We start from the raw sequence: 26,727 nt of genomic DNA, 5'->3' as shown, positions 1-26,727 counted from the left end.
GGCCCGCGCCGGTCACTGCGACCGCGCCGGATGCGGCTGCACCCAGGGGCGCAAGCCCCGCACGCCGGCGGCGGTCACCAGGCGCGGCGGCTCGGCGTCGAGGTCGATGGCCGTCGCCCCGGCGGCAAGGATCGCCGTGCGGTCGACCACCAGACGCGGTGCCGGACAGGCGCTGCCGGTCACCGGCACCAGCGCGATCAGAACGTCGGCGCGCCGGCAATCGTCGGCGAGCGCCGCCCGGTCGAAGGCAATCGCCATCCAGCGCCCGCCGCCAAATCCCCCCGGTCTTGCATCCCGCAGCCCGTCCAGGCGTCCGGCACAGCCCAAGGGGTCGCAGCGCAGGTCGAGACCATGGCCGATGCCGTCGGCCATGGCGCGGTCGCGGCCCGCGCCCGGCCGGCCGCCGAGCCCCGACAGCCGCCGCCATTGCTCCCGATCATAGGCGCCGCGCGCCGGGTGGCTAAGCCACAAGCGGCCGTCATGGACCCAGGCGACCAGCCGCGCCTCGCGGTCGACGAACAGGTCCGGCCGGCCGGCGCTCGCGGCCCAGGCGAGCCCCAGTGCCGCCAATCCGACCGCGGGCACCATGAGGGCGCGCTGGCCGCCCAAGGCTGCCACCAACCCGCCGAGCGCCATCAGCCCCAGAGCGGCGGCGGGGAACGCCTTGACGCCGATGTCCGCACCCGGCCACGCGGCGACCGCCGCTGCGGTGTCCAGCACCACGCCCACCGCCCAGCCCATGGGCCGCAGCGCCCATGCGTCGAGGCCCAGCGGCATGAGCACCAGCGCCACCAGCGCCAAGGGCATGATCGCCAGGCTCATCAGCGGCACCGCGACCATGTTGGCGACCAGGCCATAGAAGCCCAGGCGTTGGAACTGGTAGGCGGCAAATGGCGCGATCGCCAGCTCGGCCACCAGGGTCGACAGCAGCACGGCCAGGAAATAGAGCGCCAAGCGCCGCCCGGGCGGGGCATCGCGGCGCCAGCGGGCGAGTGCCGGGCCGGCGCGGTCATAGACCGCCACCAGCGCCACCACCGCCGCGAACGACATCTGAAACCCGGCACTGACCAGGGCCTCGGGCCGCGCGACCAGGATCGCCAGCGCCGCCACCGCCACCAGGCGCAGCGAAATCGGCCGCCGCCCGGCCATCAACGCCAGCAGCGACAGGCTGACCATGATAAAGGCGCGCAGCGTCGGCACCGTCGCCCCGGCCAGCAGCACATAGCCGCCCGCCCCGGCCCACGCCACCGCCGCCGCCAGCGCCTTGATCGGCCAATGCAGCGCCAACCATGGCCATAAGGCGAGCCCGGCGCGCACGGTGAAGAACAGCCCGGCCGCCACCAACCCCACATGCAGCCCCGAAATCGCCAGCAGATGGGCCAGCCCCGCGACCCGCAACGCCTCGGCGGTGTCGGGCGGGATGCCGCCGCGCAGACCGGTCAACAAGGCCGCCGCCACGCCGCCCTCGGCGCCGGGCACCACGGCGCGGACCCGGCTGGCCACGCCCTCGCGCAAGCCCTGAAGCCAGGCCCGTCCGCGCGGCCCCCAGGCGGCGCGCCCTGCCCGATGATCGCCCGGGTCGAGCCGCTCGACCGCCGAAACCGCGTAGCCGACGCCGCCGAGGCGGGCGAAATAGGCCTGGCGGGCAAAGTCGAACGCCCCGGGGGCCGCAGGGCCCGGCGGCGGTGCCAGCACGGCGGTCAGGCGCACCCGGTCGCCGGGGCGCAAGGGCGGCGCCTCGGTGCGCACCGAGACCCGCACCCGGGCCGGCCGCGCGGCGTCGCCCAACGCGCCCAGCCGGTCGGGCGCCAGGGTCAGGCGCCGGACGCCCGCCGCGTCGACGCCTTGAGCCAGCAACCGCCCGGTCACCACCACCGCGCCGGTCTCGCGGTTCAGCACCGGTGCCGCCACCTGCGCGGTGCGCCAGGCACCGACGGCGGGCCCTGCGGCCATCAGCACCAGCAACAGCGCCGACGGGCGCCGCTCTGGCCCGGCCAGGACCGCCCCGGCCAGCGCCGCCGCCAAGACCAGCAGGGTCAGCGCCAGCGGCGGCTCGACCGGCAGCGCGAAATACACCGCGACGCCGCCGCCGAGCGCCACCGGCGCCCATAACAGCCCCCGCCGCGCCTGAGCGGCCACCGCCAGGGCCAGCCCGGCGCGCCAGCGCCGCGCATCGCGCGCCAATGCGGCAACGATCCGGTCGGCGGCGCTGAACCCCTGCCTGCCCTGGGCCATGGTCGCTCCGTTCGCGGTGCCTCGACGACAGCGGGGACCAAGCCATCCGGGCCCGGCGCGACGGTCTGAAAACGGTCACGCCGACCGCCCCTGGCTCGCCCCCCCTGTCTGTTGTTGATGAGGTAGCATCGCAGGTGTGGAAGGGAGCCCGTCCCCCCCCAGGGCCGATGAGCCCGTGTGGGAGCAAGGGTCCCTTCCACGTAACGATCAACCTGAACAGTTGCTTGGGACGGCTGGCCCCGATCCCGCACGACATGGACAGGAGCCTTAACCATGCCACAAACCGTCATCGGCTGCGACCTCGCACGCGGCTGGATCGATACGCACGTCCTGCCGTCCGGCGCGACGGCGAGGATCGAGAATACGCCTGAAGGCATTGCGCGATGGATCGCATCCTGGGGGGACGGCGCACTTGTCGTCTTCGAGGCGACGAGCGGCTGCGACGGCACCCTGATCGAGGCACTCGCCAGCCGCGGTGTTCGCTTCGCGCGGGTCAATCCACGGCAAGCCCGAGAGTTCGCCAGAGCTCTCGGCGTGCTGGCCAAGACCGACCGGGTCGATGCCCGCATTCTCGCTGAGATGGGGCGGATGCTACCCCTCGAAGCCACGGCGCCACCCGATCCCGATCGCATGCGGCTGGCCGACTTCCTGCGCCGTCGCAAGCAGTTGGTTGAAATGCGCAAAGCCGAGAAGGTCCGCCGTCACAATGCCGGCCAGCCTGCGATCTTAAGTGAGATCGAAGCGATGATCGCGCTCCTCGACCAACGCATCGCCAACATGGACCGCACGATCGCCGCCCTGATCGCGGCCAATCAAGAACTCTCCGAACAGGCCCGGTTGCTCGCCGCCGTTCCGGGCATCGGCCCAACAGTGCTGGCAACGCTTCTCGGCGAACTCCCCGAACTTGGCACCCTCTGTCGCCGCCGGATCGCCTCCTTGGCCGGCCTCGCACCGCACCCGCGGGAGAGCGGAACCTGGCGCGGAACCAGACGCATCTGGGGCGGCCGACGCAAGGTCCGCGAAGCCCTCTACATCGCAGCCCTAAGCGCCTCGCGCCGGATCCCAACCCTCATCGCAATGCGAGATCGCATGCGGGCCGCTGGCAAAGCGCCAAAGACCATTCTAATCGCCATCGCCCGACAGCTCCTCGTCATACTCAACGCCATGATCCGACATCGGGAGCCCATTCGCCTCTAACCCTGAACACAGTTGCCCCCTGGGGCCGATGCGGTATCCGGGAACCACAAAGCTAAACTATTGAAAACACGAAATAATGGCGAAAAGTCTTGAGAAACACCGGATTTCGGCAACACATGCTGCACCGCGGCGTTTGTTTCATCGTCCGGGCTGTGCTAGGACGCCCCGGCGGCGACACGCACCGGCCAGTCCAACGCGCCGGGAACGCAGGCGCCGCCAAACCGCCAGGATCCCGACAATTCAAGAGTATATCGCAGTACGATGACCGAGGAACAGTCCGTCGTTACCCGTTTCGCGCCTTCGCCCACCGGCTTCCTGCATATCGGAGGCGCTCGCACGGCGCTGTTCAATTGGGTGTTCGCCCGCGGCCATGGCGGCAAGTTTCTGTTGCGCATCGAGGACACCGACCTCAAGCGCTCGACCCAGGAAGCCAAGGACGCGATCTTCGCCGGCCTGACCTGGCTCGGGCTTGACTGGGACGGCGAAGCGGTGAGCCAGGCCAGCCGCCGCGACCGCCACGCCGAGGTGGCCGAGCGCCTGTTGGCCGAGGGCCGCGCCTATCGCTGCTACGCCACCCAGGACGAGCTGGCCGCCATGCGCGCCGCCGCCGAGGGTACCGGCAAGCCGTGGCGCTACGACCGCCGCTGGCGCGACCGCGACCCGGCCGAGGCGCCCGAGGGCGTCGCGCCGGTGATCCGCTTTCGCTGCCCGCTCGACGGCGAGACGGTGATCGAGGATGCGGTGCAAGGCCGGGTCACGGTGCCCAACAGCGACTTGCACGACCTGATCATCATGCGCTCGGACGGCACGCCCACCTATATGCTGTCGGTGGTGGTCGACGACCATGACATGGGCGTCACCCACGTGATCCGCGGCGACGACCATCTGACCAACGCGGCGATTCAAAGCCAGCTGTTCCAGGCGCTCGGCTGGGCGGTGCCGGTGTTCGCGCATATCCCGCTGATCCACGGTCCCGACGGCAAGAAGCTGTCCAAGCGCCACGGCGCGCTCGGCGTCGAAGCCTATCGCGACATGGGCTTCCTGCCCGAGGCCATGCGCAACTATCTGATGCGTCTGGGCTGGGGCCATGGCGACATGGAAGTGTTCTCCAGCGACGAGGCCCAGGCGCTGTTCCGCCTCGACGCCATTGGACGCGGCGCGGCGCGCTTCGACACCGCCAAGCTGGAAAGCCTTAATGCCCATTATATCAAGGCCAGCGACGACGACCGGTTGCTGACCCTGGTCACGCCGTCCCTTGAGGCCCATATCGATCGCAAGATCGATGACCGGGAACGCACACGCCTGACCGCCGGCATGGCCGGGCTGAAGGAGCGCGCCAAGACCCTGGTCGATCTGGCCCAGGCGGCGACGGTTTATACCGGCCGCCGCCCGCTGAGCCCGGACGACAAGGCGGCGCGCCAATTGGACGACACCGCCCGGGCGATGCTGGGGCGGCTGATCCCGCGCCTCGATGCGGTCGAGACGTGGGACGAAGACGCGCTCGGCGCTGCCGTGCGGGCCTTTGCGGAGGAGGAAGAGTTGAAGGTCGGCAAGGTCGCCCCGGCGGTTCGCGCCGCGGTCACCGGCACGACGGTCAGCCCGAGCGTGTTTCAGGTGCTGGCGGTGTTCGGACGCGAGGAGACCTTGGCCCGGCTGCGCGACGCCGCGGCCGGCTGACTGCCCGGCATGGCGGGTGCAGCGCCATGCCGACCGACCCCCGATGGGGTCTCTAGGTAAGGAGAAAGGGAATGTCTCAGAGTTACACGCTCAACGGGTCCAACGGCACCAGCGCCGACCTACCCTATCGCGAGGGAACGGTAGGCCCGGCGGTACTCGATGTCCGCCAGTTGTACAGCCAGACCGGCATGTTCACCTATGACCCGGGCTTTGCCTCGACGGCCAGTTGCGAATCCAAGATCACCTATATCGACGGCGACAAGGGCGAATTGCTCTATCGCGGCTATCCGATCGAGCAACTGGCCGAACAGTGCGACTATATGGAAGTCTGTTATCTGCTGCTGTTCGGCGACCTTCCGACCGCGTCGGAGAAAGAAGACTTCGTCCATGGCGTGACCTATCACACCATGGTCCATGAACAGCTGAAGAACTTCTACAACGGCTTCCGCCGCGACGCCCACCCGATGGCGATCATGGTCGGCGTGGTCGGCGCCCTGTCGGCCTTCTATCACGACAGCACCGACATCCGTGACCCCAAGCAACGGCTGATCGCCAGCTATCGCCTGATCGCCAAGATGCCGACCATCGCGGCGATGGCCTATAAATACTCGATCGGCCAGCCGTTCACCTACCCGCGCAACGATCTGAGTTATTCGGCCAACTTCCTGCACTTGATGTTCTCGGTGCCGTGCGAGACCTACCATCCCTCGCCGACGCTGGAACGCGCCATGGACCTGATCTTCACGCTCCATGCCGACCATGAGCAGAACGCGTCCACGTCGACGGTGCGGCTGGCCGGCTCGTCGGGTGCCAACCCGTTCGCCTGCATCGCCGCCGGCATCGCCAGCCTGTGGGGCCCCGCCCATGGCGGCGCCAACGAGGCGGCGCTCGAAATGCTCGAAGAGATCGGCACGCCCGACCAGATCCAGACCTACATCGCCAAGGCCAAAGACAAGGACGACCCGTTCCGTCTGATGGGCTTCGGCCACCGGGTCTACAAGAATTACGACCCGCGCGCCAAAGTGATGCAGAAAGCCGCTCATGCGGTGCTCGACGAACTGGGCGTCAGCGACCCGCTGTTCGAAACCGCGCGCGAGCTTGAACGCATCGCCCTTGAAGACGAATACTTTATCGAGAAGAAGCTCTACCCCAATGTGGACTTCTATTCGGGCATTATCCTCAAGGCGATGGGCTTCCCGCGCAGCATGTTCACCGTGTTGTTCGCGCTCGCCCGCACCTCGGGCTGGATCGCCCAGTGGAACGAGATGATCGAGGACCCGAGCCAGCGCATCGGCCGGCCCCGTCAGCTCTACACCGGGCCGACCCGGCGCGACATCAAGCCGATCCACGAACGCGGCTGAGCCAAGAGCGCCAACCGCACCGCCAAGCGGTCAAACCAAAGGCCGCGCCCGGTGTCTCCGGGCGCGGCCTTTTTTGTCCGGTCATCGCCACGCCGCGGGCGCGGCGGGCTTACCCCTCGGCGGCGTCCTTGGGCAGCAGCATGGCCGAGATCACCGCTTCGGCAACCGTCGTGCCGTCGACCGTGGCGGTGCCGGCGAAGCGCCAGACATCGCGGCGCTGGCGTTCTTTCTGCACGTGCAGCTTGAGCACGCTGCCCGGATGCACCGGCTTGCGGAACCGGGCCTTGTCGATGGTCATGAAATAGACCAGCCGGCCAAAGCCGTCGTCGCCCAGGCTGTGGACCACCAGGGCCGCCGCCGATTGGGCGATCGCCTCGATGATCAACACGCCCGGCATCACCGGCGCGCCGGGGAAGTGGCCCGGGAAGAACGGCTCGTTGATGGTGACCATCTTGACGCCGGTGGCGCTTTCGCTGGGCACGATGTCTTCCAGCCGGTCGATCAGCAGGAACGGATACCGATGCGGCAGGTGTTCCAACACCTGCTGAATCTCCAGAACCTCCAGGGTCTGCGACATGGCGTTATTCTCCTTATCTGGCACAGGGGACCGGTGGGGGGCCCCGAGGGGCTGGGGACCCGACGCGGCCAACGGCGGCGGGCGGCCTGGAACGCGCTACGGGGCCGGACGCCCCGTCCCAGCCCCGTCAATCAACGGTCTCGACGCCGCCGATCCGCCGGGGTCGGTCCGGCCCGGGCGGATCGGCGCGGGTGTGCGGTCAGTTCCCGCCTTCGCCCTTGGTGGGCAGGTTGACGTCGAAGCTGGCCATTTCGGCGTCCAGGCGTTCGATCACCGCGGTGGTGACGTCGAGGCCCGAGACGTGCTGGCTGACGATATTCTTGTCCAGCACCATGGTGGCGTCGCGCTCTTCCATGATGCCCTTGATGATCGGGCGCAGTACCCGGCGCACTTCGAGGCGGGCCTGCTGCATGGCGTTCTGGCCGCGGTTCATCAGGTCGCGCACTTCCTGGTTGGCGGCCTGCTCTTCTTGCTGGATGCCCTGGACGCGCTCTTGCAGCACCTCTTCGCTGAGCATGTTCCGCTGGGCTTGCAGCTCTTCCACCTTGGAGCGCAGCGCCTCCTGCAATTCGCGCTGCCGGCCTTCCATGTCGACGCGGAAGCTTTGCATCTGGGCGGCGATATCCTGGCCCACCAGGCTGTCATTGTTCACCCGTTGGAAGTCGACCACCAGGATGCGGGCCACCGGCGTGTCTTGCGCGGCGGCGGCGCCGGCCACCAGGGTCATCAGGACGGCAAAGGCTGTCGTCAGAAAAGGTATCCGTGTCATCAGAAAGAGGTTCCCACGTTGAATTGAAGGGTCTGCGTGTTGTCCACATTCTCTTGTTTGAGGATCGGCCACGCCAGATCGATGCGGAACGGCCCGAACGGCGACTCCCACGAGACCCCGAACCCGACCGCCAGCCGCGGCTGCGAACTGTCCGCGAAGTTGAGCGCGTTGAGCTGTTGCTGCGTCGTCGCGAACTCCTCGAAATCGGTATCCCACAACGAGCCCACGTCGGCAAACGCGCTGGCCTGAACGCCCAACTCGCGCGCGCCTTCGCCAAGCGGCAGGAACAATTCCGCCGTGCCCAGATAGAAGGCGTTGCCGCCGAGCGGGAATTGCCGGCTGGAATCCAAAACGGTGCCGTCGTCGTCAACCAGCAACTCACGCGGACCGATGCCCGAGTTATCGAAGCCGCGAATGCGCGGACCGCCGATGAAGAAGGCGTCCTGGGTGCGCACAGGCTGGCCCAGACCTTCGACAAAGCCGCCTTCGAGCCCAAGCCGGAAGACGAAGCCGTACCACAGCGGCGTGAACCGGTCATAATCGAAGCGGGTGGTCAGCCGGGTGATATCGCCGCCCAGACCGGCAAAGTTCTGGCTGAACGTGGCGCGCGTGCCCCGGGTCGGCCGGATCGGATGGTTGAGCGTGTTGTAAACCAGATTATAGCCCAACTGCGAGGTCAGGAAATCGCCCGATTGCTGGTTGAGCAACAGGTTGAACACCGCATCGCCGGTGGTTCGCGGCGTGATGTCGTCCGACCGGATCGTGTAGTTGACGCCCAGGCCCACATATTCGGTCAGCGGCAGGCCGGCGCGCAAGGTCAGCCCGTAGCTGGTCTGCTCGAACGCCGAGATCCGCACGCCGCGCACGGTGTTGTTGATATCGGTGCGGAAGATGTCGAACCCGCCGCGCAGTTCGCGCCCGAACAGCCACGGTTCGGTGAAGCTGATGCTGGTGTTGGTGGACAAGGCCGAGATCGAGAAGTTGAACGCCAGATTCTGTCCCTTGCCCAAGAAGTTGCGCTGCTGCAACCCGAACTGGAACGAGAACGCGGCGAACGACGAGAAGGCAGCACTGAGGCTGACGCTGCCGGTCGCCTCCTCCTGCACCGACACGTCGAGGACGATACGGTCGTTCTGGCTACCCGGCAGTTGCTCGATCTCCACCTCGCGGAAGAAGCCCAGTTGCTGGATGCGCTGGCGCGAGCGTTCCTGCTTCGACAGGTTGAAGGCATCGCCCTCGCTCAGCCGCATTTCGCGGCGGATCACCCGGTCGAGCGTGCGCACATTGCCGCGCACGTCGATGCGTTCCACATAGACCCGCGGCGCGGACTCGACGGTGAACTTCACGTCGATGGTCCGGTCTTCGCGGTTGCGGGTCTGGTCGACGGCGATGTTGACGAACGCAAAGCCGAGCACGCCGGCGGCGTTGGTCAGATTGTCGACACTGTTGGAAATCCCGCTGGCCGAAAAAGTGCCGCCTTCGCGAATGTTCAAGAAGCCGCGGAACAGTTGCGGATTGATGTCGCGGATCTCGCTTTCCACCTCGATGTTGCCGAAGGTGTAGATCTCGCCCTCGTCGACCACGAAGGTGACGATGAAATCCTTGCGGTCAGGCGTCAGTTCCGAAACCTGGGAGATCAGCCGGAAGTCGGCATAGCCCTGATCCTGATAGAAGCCGCGCAGCTCCGAGGCGTCGAACGCCAGCCGGTCGGGGTCATAGGTGTCGAACGAGGTGAACAGCTTCCACCAGCGTGCCTCGACCGAGACCATCTCGCCGCGCAACTCGCCGTCGGAAAACGCCTTGTTGCCGATGAAGTTGATCCGCCGAACCTTGGACTTGGGGCCTTCGGATATCTCGTAGACCAGGTCGACCCGGTTTTGCGACAGCGACACGATCTTGGGCTCGATGATCGCCGCGAAATGGCCCTTGGCGCGGTAGATCTCCAGCATCCGCTGGACGTCGGCGCGGACCTTGGCGCGGGTGAACACCTGGCGCGGGCGCAACTGCGCCTCTTCCTGCAACTCGTCATTGTCCAGCTTGTCGTTGCCGTCGAAGCGAATGCGGTTGATGATCGGGTTTTCTTCGACCGCGATCACCAGCACGCTGCCGCGGGTCTGGAACGCCACGTCGGCGAACAGCCCGGTATTGACCAGCGCCTTGAGGCTGTCGTTCAGGCGCTGCGGGTCGAACCGGTCGCCCGGCCGCACGGTCAGATAGGAAATCACCGTACCCGCCTCGATGCGCTGGTTGCCGACCACCTCGATGCGCGAGATCGTGCCGGTCTGTGTCTGAGCGTTGGCCGGCGGCACAGCGCGCGGCGCAACCACGCCCAAGCCCACCAGGATCACCCCCCAGGCCGCAAGCCGACAAAAAAATGACACGGCAGAAAACCCCCAATTGATAAACCGGCCGCAATGCCCGGCGACCGCCGCTATAGCGATGAAACGTCGTTCCAGGTGACCAGGAGCATGAGACTGAGCACCAGCGCCAAACCGATGAGATTGCCCAATTCCTGCACCCGAGGCGGGACCGGCCCCCCTGTGACCGCTTCGATGGCGTAAAAGAGCAGGTGCCCCCCGTCAAGAACCGGAATGGGCAGCAGGTTGACGAGCCCGAGATTGACCGAGATCAACGCCATGAACAAGATGAAGGTCTCGGCACCAAGCGAAAGTTGCTGGCCCGAATATTGCGCAATCTTGACCGGTCCACTCAGATCCTCCACCGGCCGCAGCCCGAGAATGATTTGGCGCAGAGCCACATACATGGTCTGGGCGGTTCGCCCGGTCTCGCGCACCCCTTCCACCAGCGCCATGGGCAGCGACAGCTGGCGCACTTGCTCGGTGGCTTGGCGATAAATGCCCAACTGGCCGATGGTGTAGCGGTTGCCGAACCGATCCTCGCGTTCGATCCGATCGGGCGTGATGGTCAGGGTGCGCCGGTCGCCGGCGCGCAGCACGGTCACCGACATGGGCGTGCCGGCGTTGATGCGCACCCGCCGGTTCAACTCCGTGAAGCGGTCGATGCGCTCCCCGTCGACCGCGACGATCCGATCGCCGGGCTGGATGCCGGCGGCTTCGGCTGCCGACCCGGGCACCAGATCCTCGACGATCGCGGGATTGACGCTCTGGCCGTTGATCCAGAAGGTGGCGGCGAAGATCAGCACCGCAAACGCCAGATTGACCGCCGGGCCGGCGCCAACGATCAGCGCCCGTCGCCACAGCGCCTTGGTGTGGAAGGCGTCCGGCGGCGCGTCTTCCGCCGACTGGCGGGCGTCGGGCACGCTCGCCGGGTTCATGTCGCCGACAAACTTCACATAGCCGCCCAAGGGGATCAGGCTGACCCGCCAGCGAGTGCCGCGACGGTCGGTCCAGCCGGCGATCTCCGGCCCGAACCCGATCGAAAAGGCCTCCGCCCCCACCCCTAAGAGGCGGCCCACATAGTAGTGGCCCCACTCGTGGATGAACACGAGCACGCCAAGCGCCAGCGCAAAGGCGCCCAGCGTGTACAGCAGGCCTGGCGTGTCGGCTTCCATGGGCGACGGCTCCTAGGGGCGTTTGGGGCGGGTCGGCAGATCAGGCGCGCCGCATCACGGCTTCCTCGGCCCGGCGCCGTGCCTCGGCGTCGAGGGCGATCACATCGTCCAAATCGGCCAGCGGCCGCGCCGGCATGGCCGCCAGCGTCTCGGCAACCACGTCGGTGATGCCGAGGAAACTCAGCGTGCGGTTCAAGAAATGCTTCACGGCCACCTCATTGGCTGCGTTCATCACCGCCGGCGCGCTGCCGCCGGCGCGCAGCGCGTCGCGCGTCAGGGTCAGGGCCGGGAACCGGTCGGGGTCCGGGGCTTCGAAATCCAGCCGGGCCAGCGTGGCGAAATCAAGGCGCGGCGACGGTGTAGCGATCCGCTCGGGCCAGCCGAGGGTGTAGCCGATGGGCGTGCGCATGTCGGGCGACCCGAGCTGGGCCAATACCGAGCCGTCGGCATATTCCACCATCGAATGGATAATCGATTGCGGGTGGACGACGATCTCGATGCGCTCCTCGGGCACCGGAAACAGGTGATAGGCTTCGATCAGTTCCAGGCCCTTGTTCATCATCGTGGCGCTGTCGACCGAAATCTTGGCGCCCATGGACCAGTTGGGATGGGCGACCGCCTCCTCGGGCGTCACTTGGGCCAGGCTGTCGCGCGCGCGGGTGCGGAACGGCCCGCCCGACGCGGTCAACAGGATGCGCGACACGTCGTCGGCCTTGTCGAAGTCGAACACCTGGAAAATGGCGTTATGCTCGGAATCCACCGGCAACAGGATCGAGCCGCAGCGCTCCACCGCGGCGGTCACCAACTCGCCGGCGCACACCAAGCATTCCTTGTTGGCCAGCGCCACGGTGGTGCCGCGTTCGACCGCAGCCATGGTCGGCTTGAGCCCGGCGGCGCCGACGATGGCGCCCATCAGCCAGTCGGCGGGCAGGCTCGCCGCCTCGATCACCGCGTCGGCGCCGGCGCGCACCTCAATGCCGGTGCCATCGAGCGCGGCGACCAGGTCGCCATAGCGCTCGGGGTTGGCGATCACCGCCATCTGCGGACGGAAACGCCGGCATTGGTCGGCCAGCGCGGCCACATTCTCGTTGGCGGTCAGGGCGACCACCGTGTAGGCATCCGGGTCGCGGCCGATCAGGTCCAGCGTGTTCGCCCCCACCGAGCCGGTCGAGCCCAGAATGGTGACCGCCTTCGGTGCGTGGCTCGGATTGCTGTCTTTCATCGCTGTGTGCTGCCTTGGCTCAAAGAAACAGGATCGTGGCGGCAAGGACCGGCGTGACGAAGACCAAGCCGTCGACCCGATCCATCATACCCCCGTGGCCGGGGATCAACCGCCCCGAATCCTTGACACCGAACCGGCGTTTGATGGCGCTTTCCGCCATGTCGCCCAGCTGGCTCCACGCCGCCAGTGGCAGGCTCATACCAAGGGTAAGGGACAGCGGCAACGCCTCAAAGACCCAACCGCACACGGCAGAGCTCGCCGCCGCACAAACCAGACCGCCGACCGCCCCGGCCCAGGTCTTGTTCGGGCTGACCCGGGGCATCAGCTTGGGCCCGCCGATCAGCTTGCCGGCAAAATAGCCGCCGATGTCGGTGGCCCAGACCAGCAGGAATGCCCAGACCACCCAGCCAAGCCCGCCCTCCTGCCCACGCATCCAGGCAAGACAGAAACAGGGCAGCCAGACATAAAGCCCGGCAACGCCGCCCCAAACAGGCCCGGTGCGGTCGAACAGCCAGCCCAGCAGGACCACCAGACCGGCGCCCCCGGCCACCGCCACCAGCGCCTGGCCTTCGAGCCCGCCCCAGGTCAACGCCGGCAGCGCCAGCGCGATGGCGATGTTGAGCGGCAGGTAGAAGCGCCCGAGCCCGCGCGCCGTCCAGCCGGCGTCGGCGAACAGGCGGGCGAATTCGGTCGCCATGACCAGACCGGCCACCGCGACCATGGCGGCGAAGATCGGCCCGCCGGCGCTGACCGCGCCCAACGCCAACGGGATCAGCACCAAAGCCGACAGGATGCGGGGCAACAGACCCTGGAAAAGACGGTGCGCCATGGGCGTCCGGGGCGGGGTCAGGATCGGGCGCCGAAACGGCGGTCGCGGGTGCGGAAATCCTCGATCGCTGAATCGAGGTGGCTTTCCTGAAAGTCGGGCCACAGCACGTCCATGAACTCCAACTCGGCATAGGCCGACTGCCACAACAGAAAATTGGACAGCCGTTTTTCACCGCTGGTGCGGATGATCAGATCCGGGTCCGGCAGATCGTTGGTGAACAGATGCCGGGCGACGGTCTCTTCGGTGACCTGGTCGGCGGTCATTTCGCCGCGCGCGATCGACGAGGCGATGCAGCGCACCGCACTGACGATCTCGCCCTGGGCGCCGTAATTCAGCGCCAGCACCAGTTGCATGGTGCCGTTGGCCGCAGTGCGCCGCTCGGCCATGTCGATCAGCGACAGGATATCGGCCGACAGCCGATCGCGCGAGCCGATCACCCGCACGCGCACGCCCTGGGCGTCCAATTCGTCCACCTCGCGGCGCAGATAGTGGCGAAGCAGCCCCATCAGATCGTCGATCTCGTCGGGCGGCCGCTTCCAGTTCTCGGACGAGAAGGCATAAAGCGTCAGCACCGAAACGCCCTGGCGCACCGCCGCGCGCACCGCCCGGCGCACGGCTTCCGCGCCTTGACGGTGGCCGAAGGCGCGCGGCAGGCGGCGGCGCGCCGCCCAGCGTCCGTTGCCGTCCATGATGATGGCAACGTGGCGCGGCTGTGCGACGCTGGCTTCGATTTGGGGCTTGGCGTGCAACATGGCGCCAGAATCCTAAGACTCAATCCTCAGACCCGATCGTCAGACCTGCATGATTTCCTTTTCTTTTGCTTCCAGCAGGCTGTCGATTTCCTTGATGGTGGAATCGGTCATTTTTTGGACCTCGTCGGCACGCCGCTTGGCGTCATCTTCACCGATCTCGCCATCCTTCTCCAACTTTTTCAGGCCCTCCATGCCGTCACGGCGCACGTTGCGCACGGCAATGCGCGCCTGTTCGGCATATTTGCCCGCAACTTTGGTCAATTCCTTGCGCCGTTCTTCATTGAGTTCGGGCACCGGTACCCGGATGGTCTGGCCGTCGATCATCGGGTTGAGACCGATGCCGGCATTGCGAATCGCTTTCTCGACCGCGCCGACATTGTTCTGGTCCCAGACCTGGACGGCGAGCATGCGCGGCTCGGGCACCGTGATCGAGCCGACCTGGTTGATCGGCATGCTGCTGCCATAGACGGTCACCGTTACGGGGTCGAGCAGGCTGGCGCTCGCCCGGCCGGTGCGCAGGCCCGAGAATTCGTGCTTCAGCGCGTCCACCGCGCCGTCCATCCGCCGTTTCAGGTCTTTTTTGTCGAACGCTCCGCTCATGCTGCCACTTCCTCTCCGATAATCGTGCAAGTCCCCTCACCGCGCAGGACCCGGCCGAGTTCGCCCTGATCCTCGATGGAGAACACATAGATGGGAATCCCGTTTTCGCGACACAGCGAGATGGCGCTGGCGTCCATCACCTTCAGGTCGTCGCGCAGGACATCCATATAGGTCAGCCGCTCATAGCGCTCGGCCGACGGGTCGGTCTTGGGGTCGGCGGTATAGACGCCGTCCACCTGGGTCGCCTTGAACACCGCATGGCAGCCCATTTCGGCGGCGCGCAGGGCGGCGGCCGTGTCGGTGGAGAAAAACGGGTTGCCGGTGCCGGCGGCGAAGATGACGATGCGGCCCTTTTCCATATGCCGGATCGCCCGGCGGCGCAGATAGGGCTCGCACACGCTTTCCATATGGATCGCCGATTGCACCCGGGTCGGTACGCCGAGCTTTTCGAGCGCGTTCTGAACCGCGAGCGCGTTCATCACCGTGGCCAGCATGCCCATATAATCCGCCGACGCCCGGTCGAAGCCCTTGGCGGCGGCGGCCAGGCCGCGAAAGATGTTGCCGCCGCCGACCACGGCGCAAATCTCCACATTGGCATCGTGCGCGGCCATCAGTTCCTCGGCCACCCGGTTCACCGTCGCCGGACTGATCCCATATTGCTGGTCGCCCATCAGGGCCTCGCCGGACAATTTGATCAGAACGCGTCGGACCGGTTCGGGTTCGGTCATGGCCTTAGCCCCCCTGGCTCAAGAAGTGGCGCACAATAGTCAGGTTCTCCGCGGCTTGCCAACACTCAATCGCGCCCGCCAGACAGCGGGTTGCGACCCGGCCGCGGGCGGGTCAGCCATGAAAAAGGCCCGGCGACAAGGTCACCGGGCCCGGAACGATCCGGCGGGGCGATCAGGACCCGGCCGCAGCCGCCGCCACTTCCGCGGCGAAATCGTCTTCCTTCTTCTCTTTGCCCTCGCCCAGCTCGTAGCGGACATAGGCCTTGAGCGTGATCGACGCGCCGGCATCCTTGGCCGCCTGCTCGATCAGCTTTTCGATCTTGGTCTCGCCGTCGACCACCGAGATCTGCTTCATCAGGCAGACCTCTTCGTAGAATTTGCGCATCCGGCCTTCGATCATCTTCTCGATGATCTCGGCGGGCTTGCCGCTGTCGGCGGCCTTGTCGCGCTGGACCTGCTTTTCGCGCTCGACCAGTTCGGGGTCGAGATCGGCCACGTCGAGCGACGCCGGGTTGGTCGCCGCCACATGCATGGCGATATGCTTGGCCAACTCCTGCATCTTGTCTTCGGCCGCGTCGCCTTCCAGCGCCACCAGCACGCCGATCTTGCCGAGCGTGCCGGCCTTGACCGCGCCGTGCACATAGCTGCCGATGACGCCCTGCGCCACCTCGACCCGCACCGCGCGGCGCAGCTCCATGTTCTCGCCGATGGTGGCGATCAGGTGGGTCAGCTCGTCGCCCAGCGTGCGGTCGCTGCCCGGATAGGGCTTGTCCTTCAAGCCGTCCATGTCGCCGCCCTCGGCCAGCGCCAGGCCGGCGACGGTTTCCACGAAGCCCTGAAACTGCTCGTTGCGGGCCACGAAGTCGGTCTCGGCATTGACCTCGACCAGCGCGCCCCGGGTGCCGTCAACCGCCAGGCCCACCAGGCCCTCGGCCGCCGCGCGCCCGGATTTCTTGGCCGCCTGCGACAGCCCCTTGGTGCGCAACCAATCGACCGCGGCGTCCACGTCGCCGTCGGTTTCGGCCAGCGCCTTCTTGCAGTCCATCATGCCCGCGCCGGTCTTTTCGCGCAGGCTCTTCACCATTGCCGCCGTAATCTGAGCCATCTTCAATCGTCCTTGTGTCTCGACCGCCGGCCGCGCGCCTGAGCGCTGCCGAGCCGGTCGACCGCTTCAATCCGCTTGCTCCGGCACGGTCGGGGCACCGCCCCGACCGTGGTTCGATCAGGACGCGTCGGCCGGCGCGGCCGCGGCGCCGTCGCCCGCGGCGTCCGACGGCGCCAGCGCCTCTTCGGCCACCGGCGCGTCAGTCTCGCCGAGGTCAATGCCCTGCGCGCGCAGCGACTCTTGCAGGCCGTCGAGCACCGCCGCCGCCATCAGGTCGCAATACAGCCGGATCGCCCGGCTGGCATCGTCATTGCCCGGCACCGGGAAGGTGATGCCGTCGGGGTCGCAGTTGGTGTCGACCACCGCGACCACCGGGATGTTCAGCCGGCGCGCTTCCTTGATCGCCAGATCTTCGCGGTTGGTGTCGATGACCACGATCATGTCGGGCAGACCGCCCATCTCGCGAATGCCGCCCAGGCTCAACTCCAACTTGTCGCGCTCGCGCGTCAGGTCAAGCCGTTCCTTCTTGGTCAGACCGGTTTCGCTTTCGCCCAAGCGCTCGTCCAGCGTCTTCAGGCGGCGGATCGAGTGCGAGATGGTCTTCCAGTTGGTCAGCATGCCGCCGAGCCAGCGGTGGTTGACGAAGTACTGGCCGCAACGCTGCGCGGTCTCGGCGATCACCGGGGCGGCCTGGCGCTTGGTGCCGACGAACAAAATGCGCCCGCCATTGGCGGCCACGTCGCGCATTTCGCGCAGCGCGCGGTCGAACAGCGGCACGGTCTGCGACAGGTCGATGATGTGAACGCGGTTGCGATCGCCGAAGATGAACGGCGCCATCTTCGGGTTCCAACGGTGGGTCTGGTGGCCGAAGTGCACGCCGGCTTCCAGAAGCTGGCGCATGGAAATGTCGGGCAGGGCCATATCCTGTCTCCTTTTCCGGTTGATCCGCCGCAGGGTTAGCGATCCATGGGTCGATCCCATGGACACCGGAGGGGCCGGACGGGGATGTCTCCCCCGGCGGGCCCGAACCCTGCGTGTGAGATTGCTTTCGCGGGCGCGGTCTTACCCGTCGCCCGATCGCTTTGCAAGCCTTAAGTGGCGGCGATCCCGATGGTACACAACCCCGGTGCCGGACCGGACGCGCACGGGACGACCGGACCCCTAGGCTGAGCGGCTGCCGGCCGCAGCCGTCACCAGCGCCGGCGGACGCGCAATTCGGCGTCCAGATGGCTGGCCTCGGTGACGCCATAGCCGGCGTCGGCCGGGATGGTCACGGTGCGCCGGCCGTCGCGTGAGATCACCTTGGGCAGGATCGCCGCGTCGACGCTGGCGCGCGCCAGGCCCAAGGCCTCGGCCACGGTGCGCGCGCGCGCCAGCTTGGTCAGGATCAGCCGGGTCGGGAACATGAGCAATGCCTCCTCGCGCGCCCAGGCGTCGAGCAGACGGTGCGGGCTCAGCCACTGCAAGGCGACCGCCTCGGCGCCGTCGGGACTGGAGCGCTGGCCGCGTGGCGCCCGGACCAGAAAGAACCGGGTGTCGAAGCGCTTGGGCACCGGCTCAGGAGTGATCCAATGGGCGAACGCCACCAGATCGCCCAGACCGGTGGCACACCCCTCCACCAGCCCTTCCCGGCGCAGCATGTGCCGCCACAGGCCGGGCTTGCGGCTGACCCGGTCGCGGTAGCGCCGGGCCACCTGGCGCCGCCGCGCCTCGCCCACCGGCGCCTGGGCGCCGCGCGGGCGGGCGAGCAGAAGGCCGGTCTCCTCGAACAGCTCACGCACGCCACCGCGGCGAAAGCCTTCGATGCCCGGCCCGTCGAAGCGGTCGACCCGGCCGCCGGGGAACACCATCAGTCCGCCGGCGAACGACAGCCCGGCGGCGCGCGTCTGCATCAGCACCTCCAGCCCCGCCGGCCCGTCGCGCACCACCAGAAGCGAGGCAGCCGGCAGCGCCGGGACCGGCCCTGCCACCTGCCCGGCTGCCCGCCCGGTTGTCGCTCCGCTCTTGGGCTCCGCCTCCGGATCGGTCTCAACCGTGGGCCGCCCGTCCTGTCCCGATACCGCCGACATCGCCATGGGTCTCAGACCTCCTCCACTTCCACGACGCCGCGCATATGAGCCAGCGCCTGGCGCAAGGGTGGCGCGATCTTATAGCCGCCGTCCAGTTCCAGTTCGGCTTCGCGCTGACCGTCGAGCCCGAGGATCAACTGCACCTTGCCGCGGCCGCCGCGATAGCGGCCCAACAACTCGGCCAGATTGGCCAGGGGGTCGGTCTCGGTCAGATAGACCTTCAAGGTCGCGGCCTTCTGCGCGATGGCGTCGTCGAGCGGCTGCAACGCCTTGGCGCTCAGGCGCACCATGTCGTCATCCTCGCGCCGCCGGGTCTCGACCTTGGCGAGCAACGGCGCCCCGGCTTCGGCCAGGGTGCGCGCGCCGTCGAGCATGTCGGAGAACACCATCACCTCATACTTCGCCGTCCGGTCCGACAGGGTCAGAATGCCGAACGGCTTGCCCTTGCGGCTCTTGCGCTGGGCGAAGTCGACGATGGCGCCGACCATGGGCAGCGTCTCGCCCTGCACCTTGCCGGCGAGCACATCCTCCGCCGCCACCGCGTCGAGCCTGCGCACCGCTTCGTCATAACTGTCGAGCGGATGGGCCGACAGGTGAAAGCCGATCGCGCCGAGTTCGTAGGTCAACTGGTCCATGGGCAGCCAGGGCTGCATGTCGGGCAAGGGCGGCCGGCTGTCGTCGGCGGCCTCGCCGAACAGGTTGACCTGCGCCGAGCTGCGCCGTTCGGCCGCGTCGGCGGCGTGGCGCATGAGCATCTCGGCGCTGGCGGCAACCTGCGCGCGGTTGGCGTTCAGGCTGTCGAAGGCGCCGGCGGCGGCCAGTTGTTCCAACTGCCGGCGGTTCATCAGCTTGGGGTCGACCCGCTCGGCGAAGTCGAACAGGTCCTTATAGGCCCCGTTGGCGCGCCGTTCGGCGACGATCTGTTCGACCGCCTTCTCGCCCACGCCCTTGATGGCGGCGAGCGCGTAGCGAATCCCGAGGCCCGCGCGCGGGTCGTCGGCGTCCATCGCGTCGTCGACCGGCTCGACCCGGAAGTGGCGGCCGGACTTGTTGATGTCGGGGCCCTTGAGCTCGATGCCCATCTGGCGCACGTCGTCGCGGAACTGGCCCAGCTTGTCGGTATTGTTGAGGTCGAGCGACATGATCGCGGCCATGAACTCGACCGGGTAATTGGCCTTGAGATAGGCGGTGTGGTACGAGACCAGCGCATAGGCGGCGGCGTGCGATTTGTTGAAGCCATAGCCCGCGAACTTGGCCAACAGGTCGAAGATCTCGTGCGCCTTCTTCTCGGGCACGTCGCGCTCGGCCGCCCCGGCGACGAAGATCTGGCGCTGTTTGTCCATCTCTTCGGCTTTTTTCTTGCCCATGGCGCGGCGCAGCAGGTCGGCCTGGCCCAGCGTATAGCCGGCCATGACCTGGGCGATCTGCATCACCTGTTCCTGATAGATCGGCACCCCATAGGTCTCTTCGAGCACCTGGGCGATCATCTCATGGGGGTATTCGACCACCTCGCGGCCGTGCTTGCGCTCGATATAGGTGGGGATATTGTCCATCGGCCCGGGCCGATAAAGCGCCACGATGGCGATGATATCCTCGAACTTGTCGGGCTTGAGCCCCTTGAGCACCTTGCGCATGCCGGTGCTTTCAAGCTGGAACACGCCGGCGCTGTCGCCCGCCGACAGCATGGCGAAGCTGGCCGGGTCGTCGAGCGGGACGGTATCCAGGTCCACCTTGATGCCGCGTTCGGCGATGTAATCGACCGCCCGGGCCAGCACGGTCAGCGTCTTGAGGCCGAGAAAGTCGAACTTGACCAGGCCCGCCTGTTCGACCCACTTCATGTCGAACTGGGTCACCGGCATGTCGGAGCGCGGGTCGCGGTAGAGCGGCACCAGCTCGTCGAGCGGCCGGTCGCCGATCACCACCCCGGCGGCGTGGGTCGAGGCGTGGCGGTAGAGCCCTTCGAGCTTGAGCGCCCGGTCGACGATCAGCCGGGTCTGTTCGTCCGTGCGGATCGCCTCGGCCAGCCGCGGCTCGGTGTCGATGGCCTCTTGCAAGGTCACCGGATTGGCCGGGTTGTTGGGCACCATCTTGCACAGCTTGTCGGTCTCGCGGTACGCCTGTTCGGCGACCCGGCCCACATCGCGCAGGATCATCCGGGCCTGGAACTTCCCGAAGGTGATGATCTGCGCGACCCGGTCGCGGCCGTATTTCTCCTGCACATAGTGGATCACCCGCTCGCGCTTGTCCTGGCAGAAGTCCACGTCGAAGTCAGGCATCGACACGCGCTCGGGGTTCAGGAACCGTTCGAACAGCAAGGTGAAACGCAGCGGGTCCAGATCGGTGATGCGCAACGAAAAGGCAACCAGCGAGCCGGCCCCCGAGCCGCGCCCGGGCCCCACCGGGATGCCATTGTCCTTGGCCCACTGGATGAAGTCGGCGACGATCAGGAAGTAGCCCGGAAAGCCCATCTGGTTGATGATCTTGAGCTCGTGCTCCAGGCGCTCCCAATAGGGTTTGGCGGCGGCCGCGCGCGCCGGCTCGTCCATGTCGTCGGTGAACACATGGGTGGCGAGGCGCAGGCGCAGGCCCTCCTCGGCCTCGCTGCGCAGCATGTCGGCCTCGGAAATGCCCTGGCCCTCGGTGAAGTTGGGCAGGATCGGGTCGATCGGCGCCACCTTGAAGGCGCAGCGCCGGGCGATCACCAGCGTGTTGTCCACCGCCTCGGGCAGGTCGGCGAACAACAGGCGCATCTCGCGCGCGGTCTTCAGCCGGTGGTCGGGGGTCAGCCGGCGCCGTTCGGTCTCGCGCAGATAGCGCCCCTCGGCGATGCACAGCAGGGTGTCGTGGGCGTCGTACATCTCGGCGTCGGGGAAGAACGCCTGGTTGGTGGCCACCAGCGGCAGGTCATGGGCATAGGCCAACTCGATGAAGCGTTCTTCGGTCGCCGCCTCGCAGGCCAGGCCGTGGCGCTGGATCTCCACATACAGCCGACCGGGGAAATGGTGCGCCAGGTCGAGCAACAGCCGCTCGGCCTTGACGTCCTGGCCCTGCTGCAACAGGTGGCCCACCGGCCCCGCCGCGCCGCCGGTGAGCGCGATCAAGCCGGCGGTCAGACCGTCGAGATCGCTAAGCGCGATGTGCGCGGGGTCCATGTCGCCGCTGTCCAGGTGCGCCTTGGACACCAGTTTCATCAGATTGCGATAGCCGACCTGGTTCTGGACCAGCAGCACCAGCGGGTCGGGCGCCGGCTTGCGGCCGTGGCGGTCGGGCGCGATCTGCGGGTTTTCCAGGCCGAGGGTGACACCCAGGATCGGCTGCACGCCTTTGCCCGCCATGGTCTGGGAAAACGCCAGCGCGCCGAACAGATTGTTGGTATCGGTGATCGCCACGGCGGGCTGGGCGTCGGCGGTCACCGCCTCGGCCAGCGCCTTGATCGGGATCGCCCCTTCGGAAAGCGAAAAGGCGGTGTGCACGCGCAGATGCACGAACCCGGCATGGGCTGCTGATTGGGGCACGGTGGGCGACGATTGCGACATGGCGGGCAGGACCTTGGCTGGACGGACGGCGCGCGGCCCCTCCTTCGGGGCGGGGCTGCCTTCGGATCGGGGCCCCCTTCGGATCGGGCGACCGGCGGGTCAGGCCCGCTTCGGATCGGGCGGCCGGCGCCGGGTCAGCCCCGGCCCCGGACCGCGGTCAGTCCTGGCCGCGCGTGTCCCGGCGTCCGCGGCCGACCAGCGCCACCACCACCCACAGCAACAGCGCCAGGATGATCAGCCACAACCAATGCCCCATCAAAAAGCCACCCACATGGCCTAGCCCGCCGCCCATATGGCCGCCGCTGCCGCCGTCGTGATGATCGCGGGCGAAGGCTGCCGGACCAAACAACAAGGCGACCACATCCGCGCACCAGACCATGCCGCCGATGGGCGTCTGGTGGAACGACTCCACGGTTTCGGAAGACACCGTCAATGGGTCCATGGTGGTTTCCCCGTCTTGGCTGGATAACTGAAAGTCTAGCGGCGACACGCGCCGGCCTCAAGGTTTGACAGCCCCGCCTGCGGGCTGCCGGTCGCGGGCGACGACCACATAGACCCAGGGCCCAAAGACCGGCCGCACCGCCAGCAGCGCCCCGCCGAGCGGGCTGGCCGGTGCCTGGCTCGCTGCCGGCGTCCCGCCCTCTTCGCCAGGGCCGGCTTGGTCGCCGGGATTGGCGGCGCGGTCGCGGAGGCGCCGGATCGGCGCGGCGGTCAACGCCCGGTCGGGGTCGTGGGCGATGCCGTCCCAGGCGCCGAACCCGCGCCGCCAGCGAAACGCCGCCACCGGCGCGCCGGCGGCGTTGGTGAACAGGCAATCGCAGCGCACCGGCGCGCCCAAGGCGTGGGCGGCGAGCGCCTCTTCATAGACCCCCTGGTTGCTCAGCAGACGCAGCCCGGCGGAGACCACCGGCGCGCCCTCCTGCGGCCCGAGGGCGAAGAAGCCCAGCACCACGATCACCGCGCCGCGCACGGCGAGGCCGACCGACCGCGCGGCGAGCGCGGTCAACAGCATGGACAGGGCCAGAAACAGGCCCACGAGCCACAGCCCCTGCCCCGCCCCCTGCGCCCAGACGATCGGCAGCCAGACATTGGCCAGGCAATAGCCGAGCGCCAGGGCGAGCCAGCCGCGATAGGCCCAGATCAGGGCCTTCGACGGGCGCGGCTCGAAGGTGCGAAAGCGGGCCATCGGTTCGCCTCGATACGCCGGCGGCGGTCGGTCGCGGCCTTATTCGCTCGGCGCCGCCGTCTTCTTCGGCGGCTCGACCACGCGGATGTGCAGTTCGCGCAGGTGCTTGAGGTCGACCGTGTTGGGCGCGCCCATCATCAGGTCTTCCGCACGCTGGTTCATCGGGAACAGGATCACCTCGCGGATATTGGGCTCGTCGGCGAGCAGCATGACGATCCGGTCGACGCCGGGCGCGATGCCGCCGTGGGGCGGCGCGCCGCACTTGAACGCGTTGAGCATGCCCGAGAAGCGCTCTTCGAGCACCTCAGGGCTATAACCGGCGATCTCGAACGCCTTGTACATGATGTCGGGCCGGTGGTTCCGGATCGCGCCCGAGCTGAGCTCGATGCCATTGCAGACGATGTCGTACTGATAGGCCAGGATATCGAGCGGGTCTTTGGTTTCCAGCGCGTCGAGCCCGCCTTGCGGCATTGAGAACGGGTTGTGGCTGAAGTCGAGCGTCTTGGTGTCGGGGTCGTACTCGTACATGGGAAAGTCGACGATCCAGCAGAACGCATAGCGCTCCGCGTCGATCAGGCCCAGATCCTCGCCCACCTTGGTGCGCGCGGCACCGGCAAGGGCGGCGGCGTCGGCCTCGGCGCCGGCGGCGAAGAACACCCCGTCATTGTCCCCAAGCCCCATCTGCTCGCGCAGTTGGGCCAGGCGTTCCTCGCCCAGATTCTTGGCAATCGGGCCGCCCGGCACGCCGTCCTTGATATTGATGTAGCCGAGGCCCGCATGGCCCTCGCTGCGCGCCCAATCGTTCATCTTGTCGAAGAAGCTGCGCGGGTTGGCGCCCGCACCCGGCGCCGGGATCGCGCGCACCACCGCGCCCTTGTCGATCAGCTTGGCGAACAGGCCGAAGCCGCCGTCGCGGAACACCTCGGTCACGTCCTCGATGACCAGCGGGTTACGCAGATCGGGCTTGTCGGTGCCGTATTTCAGCATCGCCTCGCGATAGGGAATGCGCGGGAACGGCGTGTCGGTCACCGGCCGGTCGGTGAACTCCTTGAACAGCCCCGCCATCACCGGCTCGATGGCCGCGAACACATCGTCTTGGGTGACGAAGGCCATTTCCACGTCGAGCTGGTAGAACTCGCCCGGGCTGCGGTCGGCGCGCGCGTCCTCGTCGCGGAAGCACGGCGCGATCTGGAAATAGCGGTCGAAGCCCGACACCATGATCAGCTGCTTGAACTGCTGCGGCGCCTGGGGCAGCGCATAGAACTTGCCCGGGTGCAGCCGGCTCGGCACCAGGAAGTCGCGCGCCCCTTCCGGGCTCGACGCGGTCAGGATCGGCGTCTGGAATTCCATGAAGCCCTGGTCTTCCATGCGCCGGCGGATCGAGCGGATGATCTGGCTGCGCAGCACGATGTTCTTGTGCATGGTCTCGCGGCGCAGGTCGAGATAGCGGTGCCGCAGGCGGATGTCTTCGGGGTATTCCTGTTCTCCGAACACCGGCATGGGCAGGTCGCCGGTTGCCGACTGGACCTCGAAATCCTTGATCCACACTTCGATCTCGCCGGTGGGCAGGTCGGCGTTCACGGTCTCGGGTGAGCGCGCGACCACCTTGCCGGTGATCGTCACCACGCTTTCCGAGCGGATCGCCTCGACCGCCTTGAAGGCGTCGGCGTCCACGTCGAGCACGCACTGGGTGATGCCGTAATGGTCGCGCAGGTCCACGAACAACAGATTGCCGTGGTCGCGCTTGCGGTGCACCCAGCCGGACAGACGCACGGCAGCGTCCACATGGGATTTGGTCAGCTCGGCGCAGGTATGGGTGCGATAGGCGTGCACGGGCGCTCTCTCCTGGACGGTCGGTCGGTCACGGACAATGAAAAAGGCAAGGGGCGCGCGCCGACCCACGGGCGGAGCGAGGCACACGCACGAGCGCCGCTAAAGCGCATGGCCGGCCGGCTTTTGTCAAGCGTCGCGGCCGGCCGGCGCGCCCGGCGGGTCTTGTCCCCTTTCTCGCCGATGCACCATCGAGGCCGTTGCAAGCCTGGGTCGGCGGGGTTAGACCGTTGCCATGACACGCGCCAATTCCACATTGATTACCGATACCGACTCGCTCGTCGCCTTGTGCGACCGCCTGAGCGAGGCCGAGTTTCTCACCGTGGACACCGAATTCATGCGGGAGTCCACCTACTGGCCCAAACTGTGCCTGATCCAGGTCGCCGACGAGACCGAGGCCCAGGCCATCGACCCGCTGGCCGAGGGGCTCGACCTCACGCCGTTCTGGTCTTTGATGGTCAAGGGCCGGCCGCTCAAGGTCTTCCACGCCTGCCGCCAGGACCTGGAGATCGTCTACCAGGCCACCGGCACGCTGCCCAACAAGCTGTTCGACACCCAGTTGGCGGCCATGGTGTGCGGCTATGGCGACCAGGTGGGCTATGAGTCGCTGGTCAACCAGCTGGCCCGCCACAGCCTTGACAAATCCGCCCGGTTCACTGACTGGGCGCGCCGGCCGCTGACCGAACGCCAGGTGAGCTACGCGCTCGGCGACGTCACCCATCTGCGGGTCATCTACCACCGGCTGGCCGAGGAACTGGGCCGCAACGGCCGCGCGTCGTGGCTGAGCGAAGAGGTCGACGCCCTGCTCGACCCGGCCACCTATCGCGTCGAGCCCGAAGACGCCTGGCGCCGGATCAAGACCCGGACCACGGCACCGCGCTTCCTCGGCATGCTGCGCGAGGCGGCGGCCTGGCGCGAGCGCGAGGCGCAGCGCGCCGACCAGCCGCGCAACCGCATCGCCAAGGACGAGGTGCTGCTGGAACTGGCCGCCGAACCGCCGGCGAGCCAGGAAGCGCTGGCGTCGGTGCGCGGGCTGGGCCGCAAACTGGCCGGCAACCGCTCGGGGCGCGAGCTGATGGACGCGCTCGAACGCGGCCGCCAGACGCCCGAGGACGACCTGCCGCGGGTGGAAAAGAAACGCCGCATCGCCGACAAGACGCCGCCGATCGCCGACATGCTCAAGCTGTTCTTGAAGATCCGTGCACAAGAGTCGGGCGTGGCGGCCCGATTGATCGCCAGCGCCGCCGACGTGGAGGCGATCGCGCGCGACGACGAGGCCGACGTGCCGGCGCTCAAGGGCTGGCGGCGCCGCATCTATGGCGACGAGGCGCTGAAGATGAAGCACGGCCGGCTGGCGCTCGCCGGCACCGGCAAGGGCGAGGTCGAGGTGGTCGAACTGGAATAGCCGCCCCCGGCCGGGTGCCCACGCCCCTTGCCCGGCCCCCTCTTCCCGGACAAAGAGCGACGCGACGCCAGCCCGTCGCCGGCCGCGCCACGCGCCCGGCGGCATCCTTGGCTGGCG

General features: G+C 67.7%; 21 protein-coding genes. 4 read left to right on the top strand and 17 right to left on the bottom strand.

Annotated elements, in window-relative coordinates:
• Positions 1 to 12: 12 nt before the first annotated feature.
• A complete protein-coding gene (locus EV659_RS00740) occupies positions 13 to 2,235 on the bottom strand; it encodes a ComEC/Rec2 family competence protein (RefSeq protein ID WP_132706560.1) in 2,223 nt (740 codons plus the stop codon).
• 273 nt (positions 2,236 to 2,508) lie between these two features.
• Between EV659_RS00740 and EV659_RS00735 the strand changes: the two genes are divergently transcribed.
• The 3 genes from EV659_RS00735 (at position 2,509) to gltA (ending at position 6,470) form a co-directional block, all read left to right on the top strand.
• Positions 2,509 to 3,432: an IS110 family transposase gene (locus EV659_RS00735; protein ID WP_132706559.1), complete on the top strand. Its 924-nt coding sequence runs from the start codon at positions 2,509 to 2,511 to the stop codon at positions 3,430 to 3,432.
• A 261-nt stretch (positions 3,433 to 3,693) separates the two neighbouring features.
• A complete protein-coding gene (gltX, locus tag EV659_RS00730; protein WP_132706557.1) occupies positions 3,694 to 5,109 on the top strand; it encodes a glutamate--tRNA ligase in 1,416 nt (471 codons plus the stop codon).
• A gap of 71 nt (positions 5,110 to 5,180) precedes the next feature.
• Positions 5,181 to 6,470, top strand: coding sequence for a citrate synthase (gltA, locus tag EV659_RS00725; protein WP_132706555.1), 1,290 nt, complete (start codon positions 5,181 to 5,183; stop codon positions 6,468 to 6,470).
• Between the two features lie 109 nt (positions 6,471 to 6,579).
• Here the strand turns inward: gltA and fabZ are convergent, their stop codons facing one another.
• The 16 genes from fabZ to aspS form a co-directional block, all read right to left on the bottom strand.
• A complete protein-coding gene (gene fabZ, locus EV659_RS00720) occupies positions 6,580 to 7,047 on the bottom strand; it encodes a 3-hydroxyacyl-ACP dehydratase FabZ (RefSeq protein ID WP_132706553.1) in 468 nt (155 codons plus the stop codon).
• A gap of 199 nt (positions 7,048 to 7,246) precedes the next feature.
• Positions 7,247 to 7,816: an OmpH/Skp family outer membrane protein gene (locus EV659_RS00715; RefSeq protein WP_132706551.1), complete on the bottom strand. Its 570-nt coding sequence runs from the start codon at positions 7,814 to 7,816 to the stop codon at positions 7,247 to 7,249.
• On the bottom strand, positions 7,816 to 10,197 hold the full coding sequence (bamA, locus tag EV659_RS00710) for an outer membrane protein assembly factor BamA (protein ID WP_165878633.1): 2,382 nt from the start codon (positions 10,195 to 10,197) through the stop codon (positions 7,816 to 7,818). Before bamA ends, EV659_RS00715 begins: the two co-directional genes overlap by 1 nt.
• Positions 10,198 to 10,247: 50 nt before the next feature.
• The gene (gene rseP, locus EV659_RS00705) at positions 10,248 to 11,348 is read right to left on the bottom strand and encodes an RIP metalloprotease RseP (protein ID WP_132706547.1); all 1,101 of its coding nucleotides are present in this window, start codon (positions 11,346 to 11,348) and stop codon (positions 10,248 to 10,250) included.
• Positions 11,349 to 11,388: 40 nt separating this feature from the next.
• Positions 11,389 to 12,570, bottom strand: coding sequence for a 1-deoxy-D-xylulose-5-phosphate reductoisomerase (locus EV659_RS00700; protein ID WP_132706545.1), 1,182 nt, complete (start codon positions 12,568 to 12,570; stop codon positions 11,389 to 11,391).
• Positions 12,571 to 12,589: 19 nt separating this feature from the next.
• Entirely contained in the window at positions 12,590 to 13,399 is an 810-nt protein-coding gene (locus EV659_RS00695) for a phosphatidate cytidylyltransferase (RefSeq protein WP_132706543.1), read from the bottom strand.
• Between the two features lie 17 nt (positions 13,400 to 13,416).
• Positions 13,417 to 14,151, bottom strand: a complete 735-nt coding sequence (locus tag EV659_RS00690; protein ID WP_132706542.1) for an isoprenyl transferase — start codon at positions 14,149 to 14,151, stop codon at positions 13,417 to 13,419.
• Positions 14,152 to 14,190: 39 nt separating this feature from the next.
• On the bottom strand, positions 14,191 to 14,751 hold the full coding sequence (frr, locus tag EV659_RS00685; RefSeq protein ID WP_132707141.1) for a ribosome recycling factor: 561 nt from the start codon (positions 14,749 to 14,751) through the stop codon (positions 14,191 to 14,193).
• A complete protein-coding gene (pyrH, locus tag EV659_RS00680; protein ID WP_132706541.1) occupies positions 14,748 to 15,479 on the bottom strand; it encodes a UMP kinase in 732 nt (243 codons plus the stop codon). The genes frr and pyrH overlap by 4 nt, the downstream gene beginning before the upstream one ends.
• Before the next feature lie 172 nt (positions 15,480 to 15,651).
• Positions 15,652 to 16,584 carry a translation elongation factor Ts gene (gene tsf, locus EV659_RS00675; RefSeq protein ID WP_132706539.1) on the bottom strand — a complete coding sequence of 311 codons (933 nt, stop codon included), beginning with the start codon at positions 16,582 to 16,584 and terminating at the stop codon, positions 15,652 to 15,654.
• Between the two features lie 117 nt (positions 16,585 to 16,701).
• Positions 16,702 to 17,505 carry a 30S ribosomal protein S2 gene (gene rpsB / locus EV659_RS00670; RefSeq protein ID WP_132706537.1) on the bottom strand — a complete coding sequence of 268 codons (804 nt, stop codon included), beginning with the start codon at positions 17,503 to 17,505 and terminating at the stop codon, positions 16,702 to 16,704.
• Between the two features lie 269 nt (positions 17,506 to 17,774).
• A complete protein-coding gene (locus EV659_RS00665; RefSeq protein WP_132706535.1) occupies positions 17,775 to 18,554 on the bottom strand; it encodes an NUDIX hydrolase in 780 nt (259 codons plus the stop codon).
• Positions 18,555 to 18,664: 110 nt separating this feature from the next.
• Entirely contained in the window at positions 18,665 to 22,189 is a 3,525-nt protein-coding gene (gene dnaE / locus EV659_RS00660) for a DNA polymerase III subunit alpha (RefSeq protein WP_132706533.1), read from the bottom strand.
• 157 nt (positions 22,190 to 22,346) lie between these two features.
• Positions 22,347 to 22,631 (bottom strand): hypothetical protein, encoded by a 285-nt coding sequence (locus tag EV659_RS00655; RefSeq protein WP_132706532.1) that lies wholly within the window; start codon positions 22,629 to 22,631, stop codon positions 22,347 to 22,349.
• A gap of 57 nt (positions 22,632 to 22,688) precedes the next feature.
• The gene (locus EV659_RS14610; protein ID WP_165878632.1) at positions 22,689 to 23,375 is read right to left on the bottom strand and encodes a hypothetical protein; all 687 of its coding nucleotides are present in this window, start codon (positions 23,373 to 23,375) and stop codon (positions 22,689 to 22,691) included.
• Between the two features lie 39 nt (positions 23,376 to 23,414).
• Positions 23,415 to 25,208: an aspartate--tRNA ligase gene (gene aspS, locus EV659_RS00645; protein ID WP_132706531.1), complete on the bottom strand. Its 1,794-nt coding sequence runs from the start codon at positions 25,206 to 25,208 to the stop codon at positions 23,415 to 23,417.
• Between the two features lie 232 nt (positions 25,209 to 25,440).
• Here aspS and rnd point away from each other — a divergent pair, with 232 nt between their 5' ends.
• Positions 25,441 to 26,610: a ribonuclease D gene (rnd, locus tag EV659_RS00640; RefSeq protein ID WP_132706529.1), complete on the top strand. Its 1,170-nt coding sequence runs from the start codon at positions 25,441 to 25,443 to the stop codon at positions 26,608 to 26,610.
• Positions 26,611 to 26,727: the final 117 nt, after the last annotated feature.

This window comes from Rhodothalassium salexigens DSM 2132 (assembly GCF_004341375.1).
Taxonomy (GTDB): domain Bacteria; phylum Pseudomonadota; class Alphaproteobacteria; order Sphingomonadales; family Rhodothalassiaceae; genus Rhodothalassium; species Rhodothalassium salexigens.
Note: the sequence above shows the minus strand (reverse complement) of the source record. Positions and strands in the feature narration are given on the sequence as shown.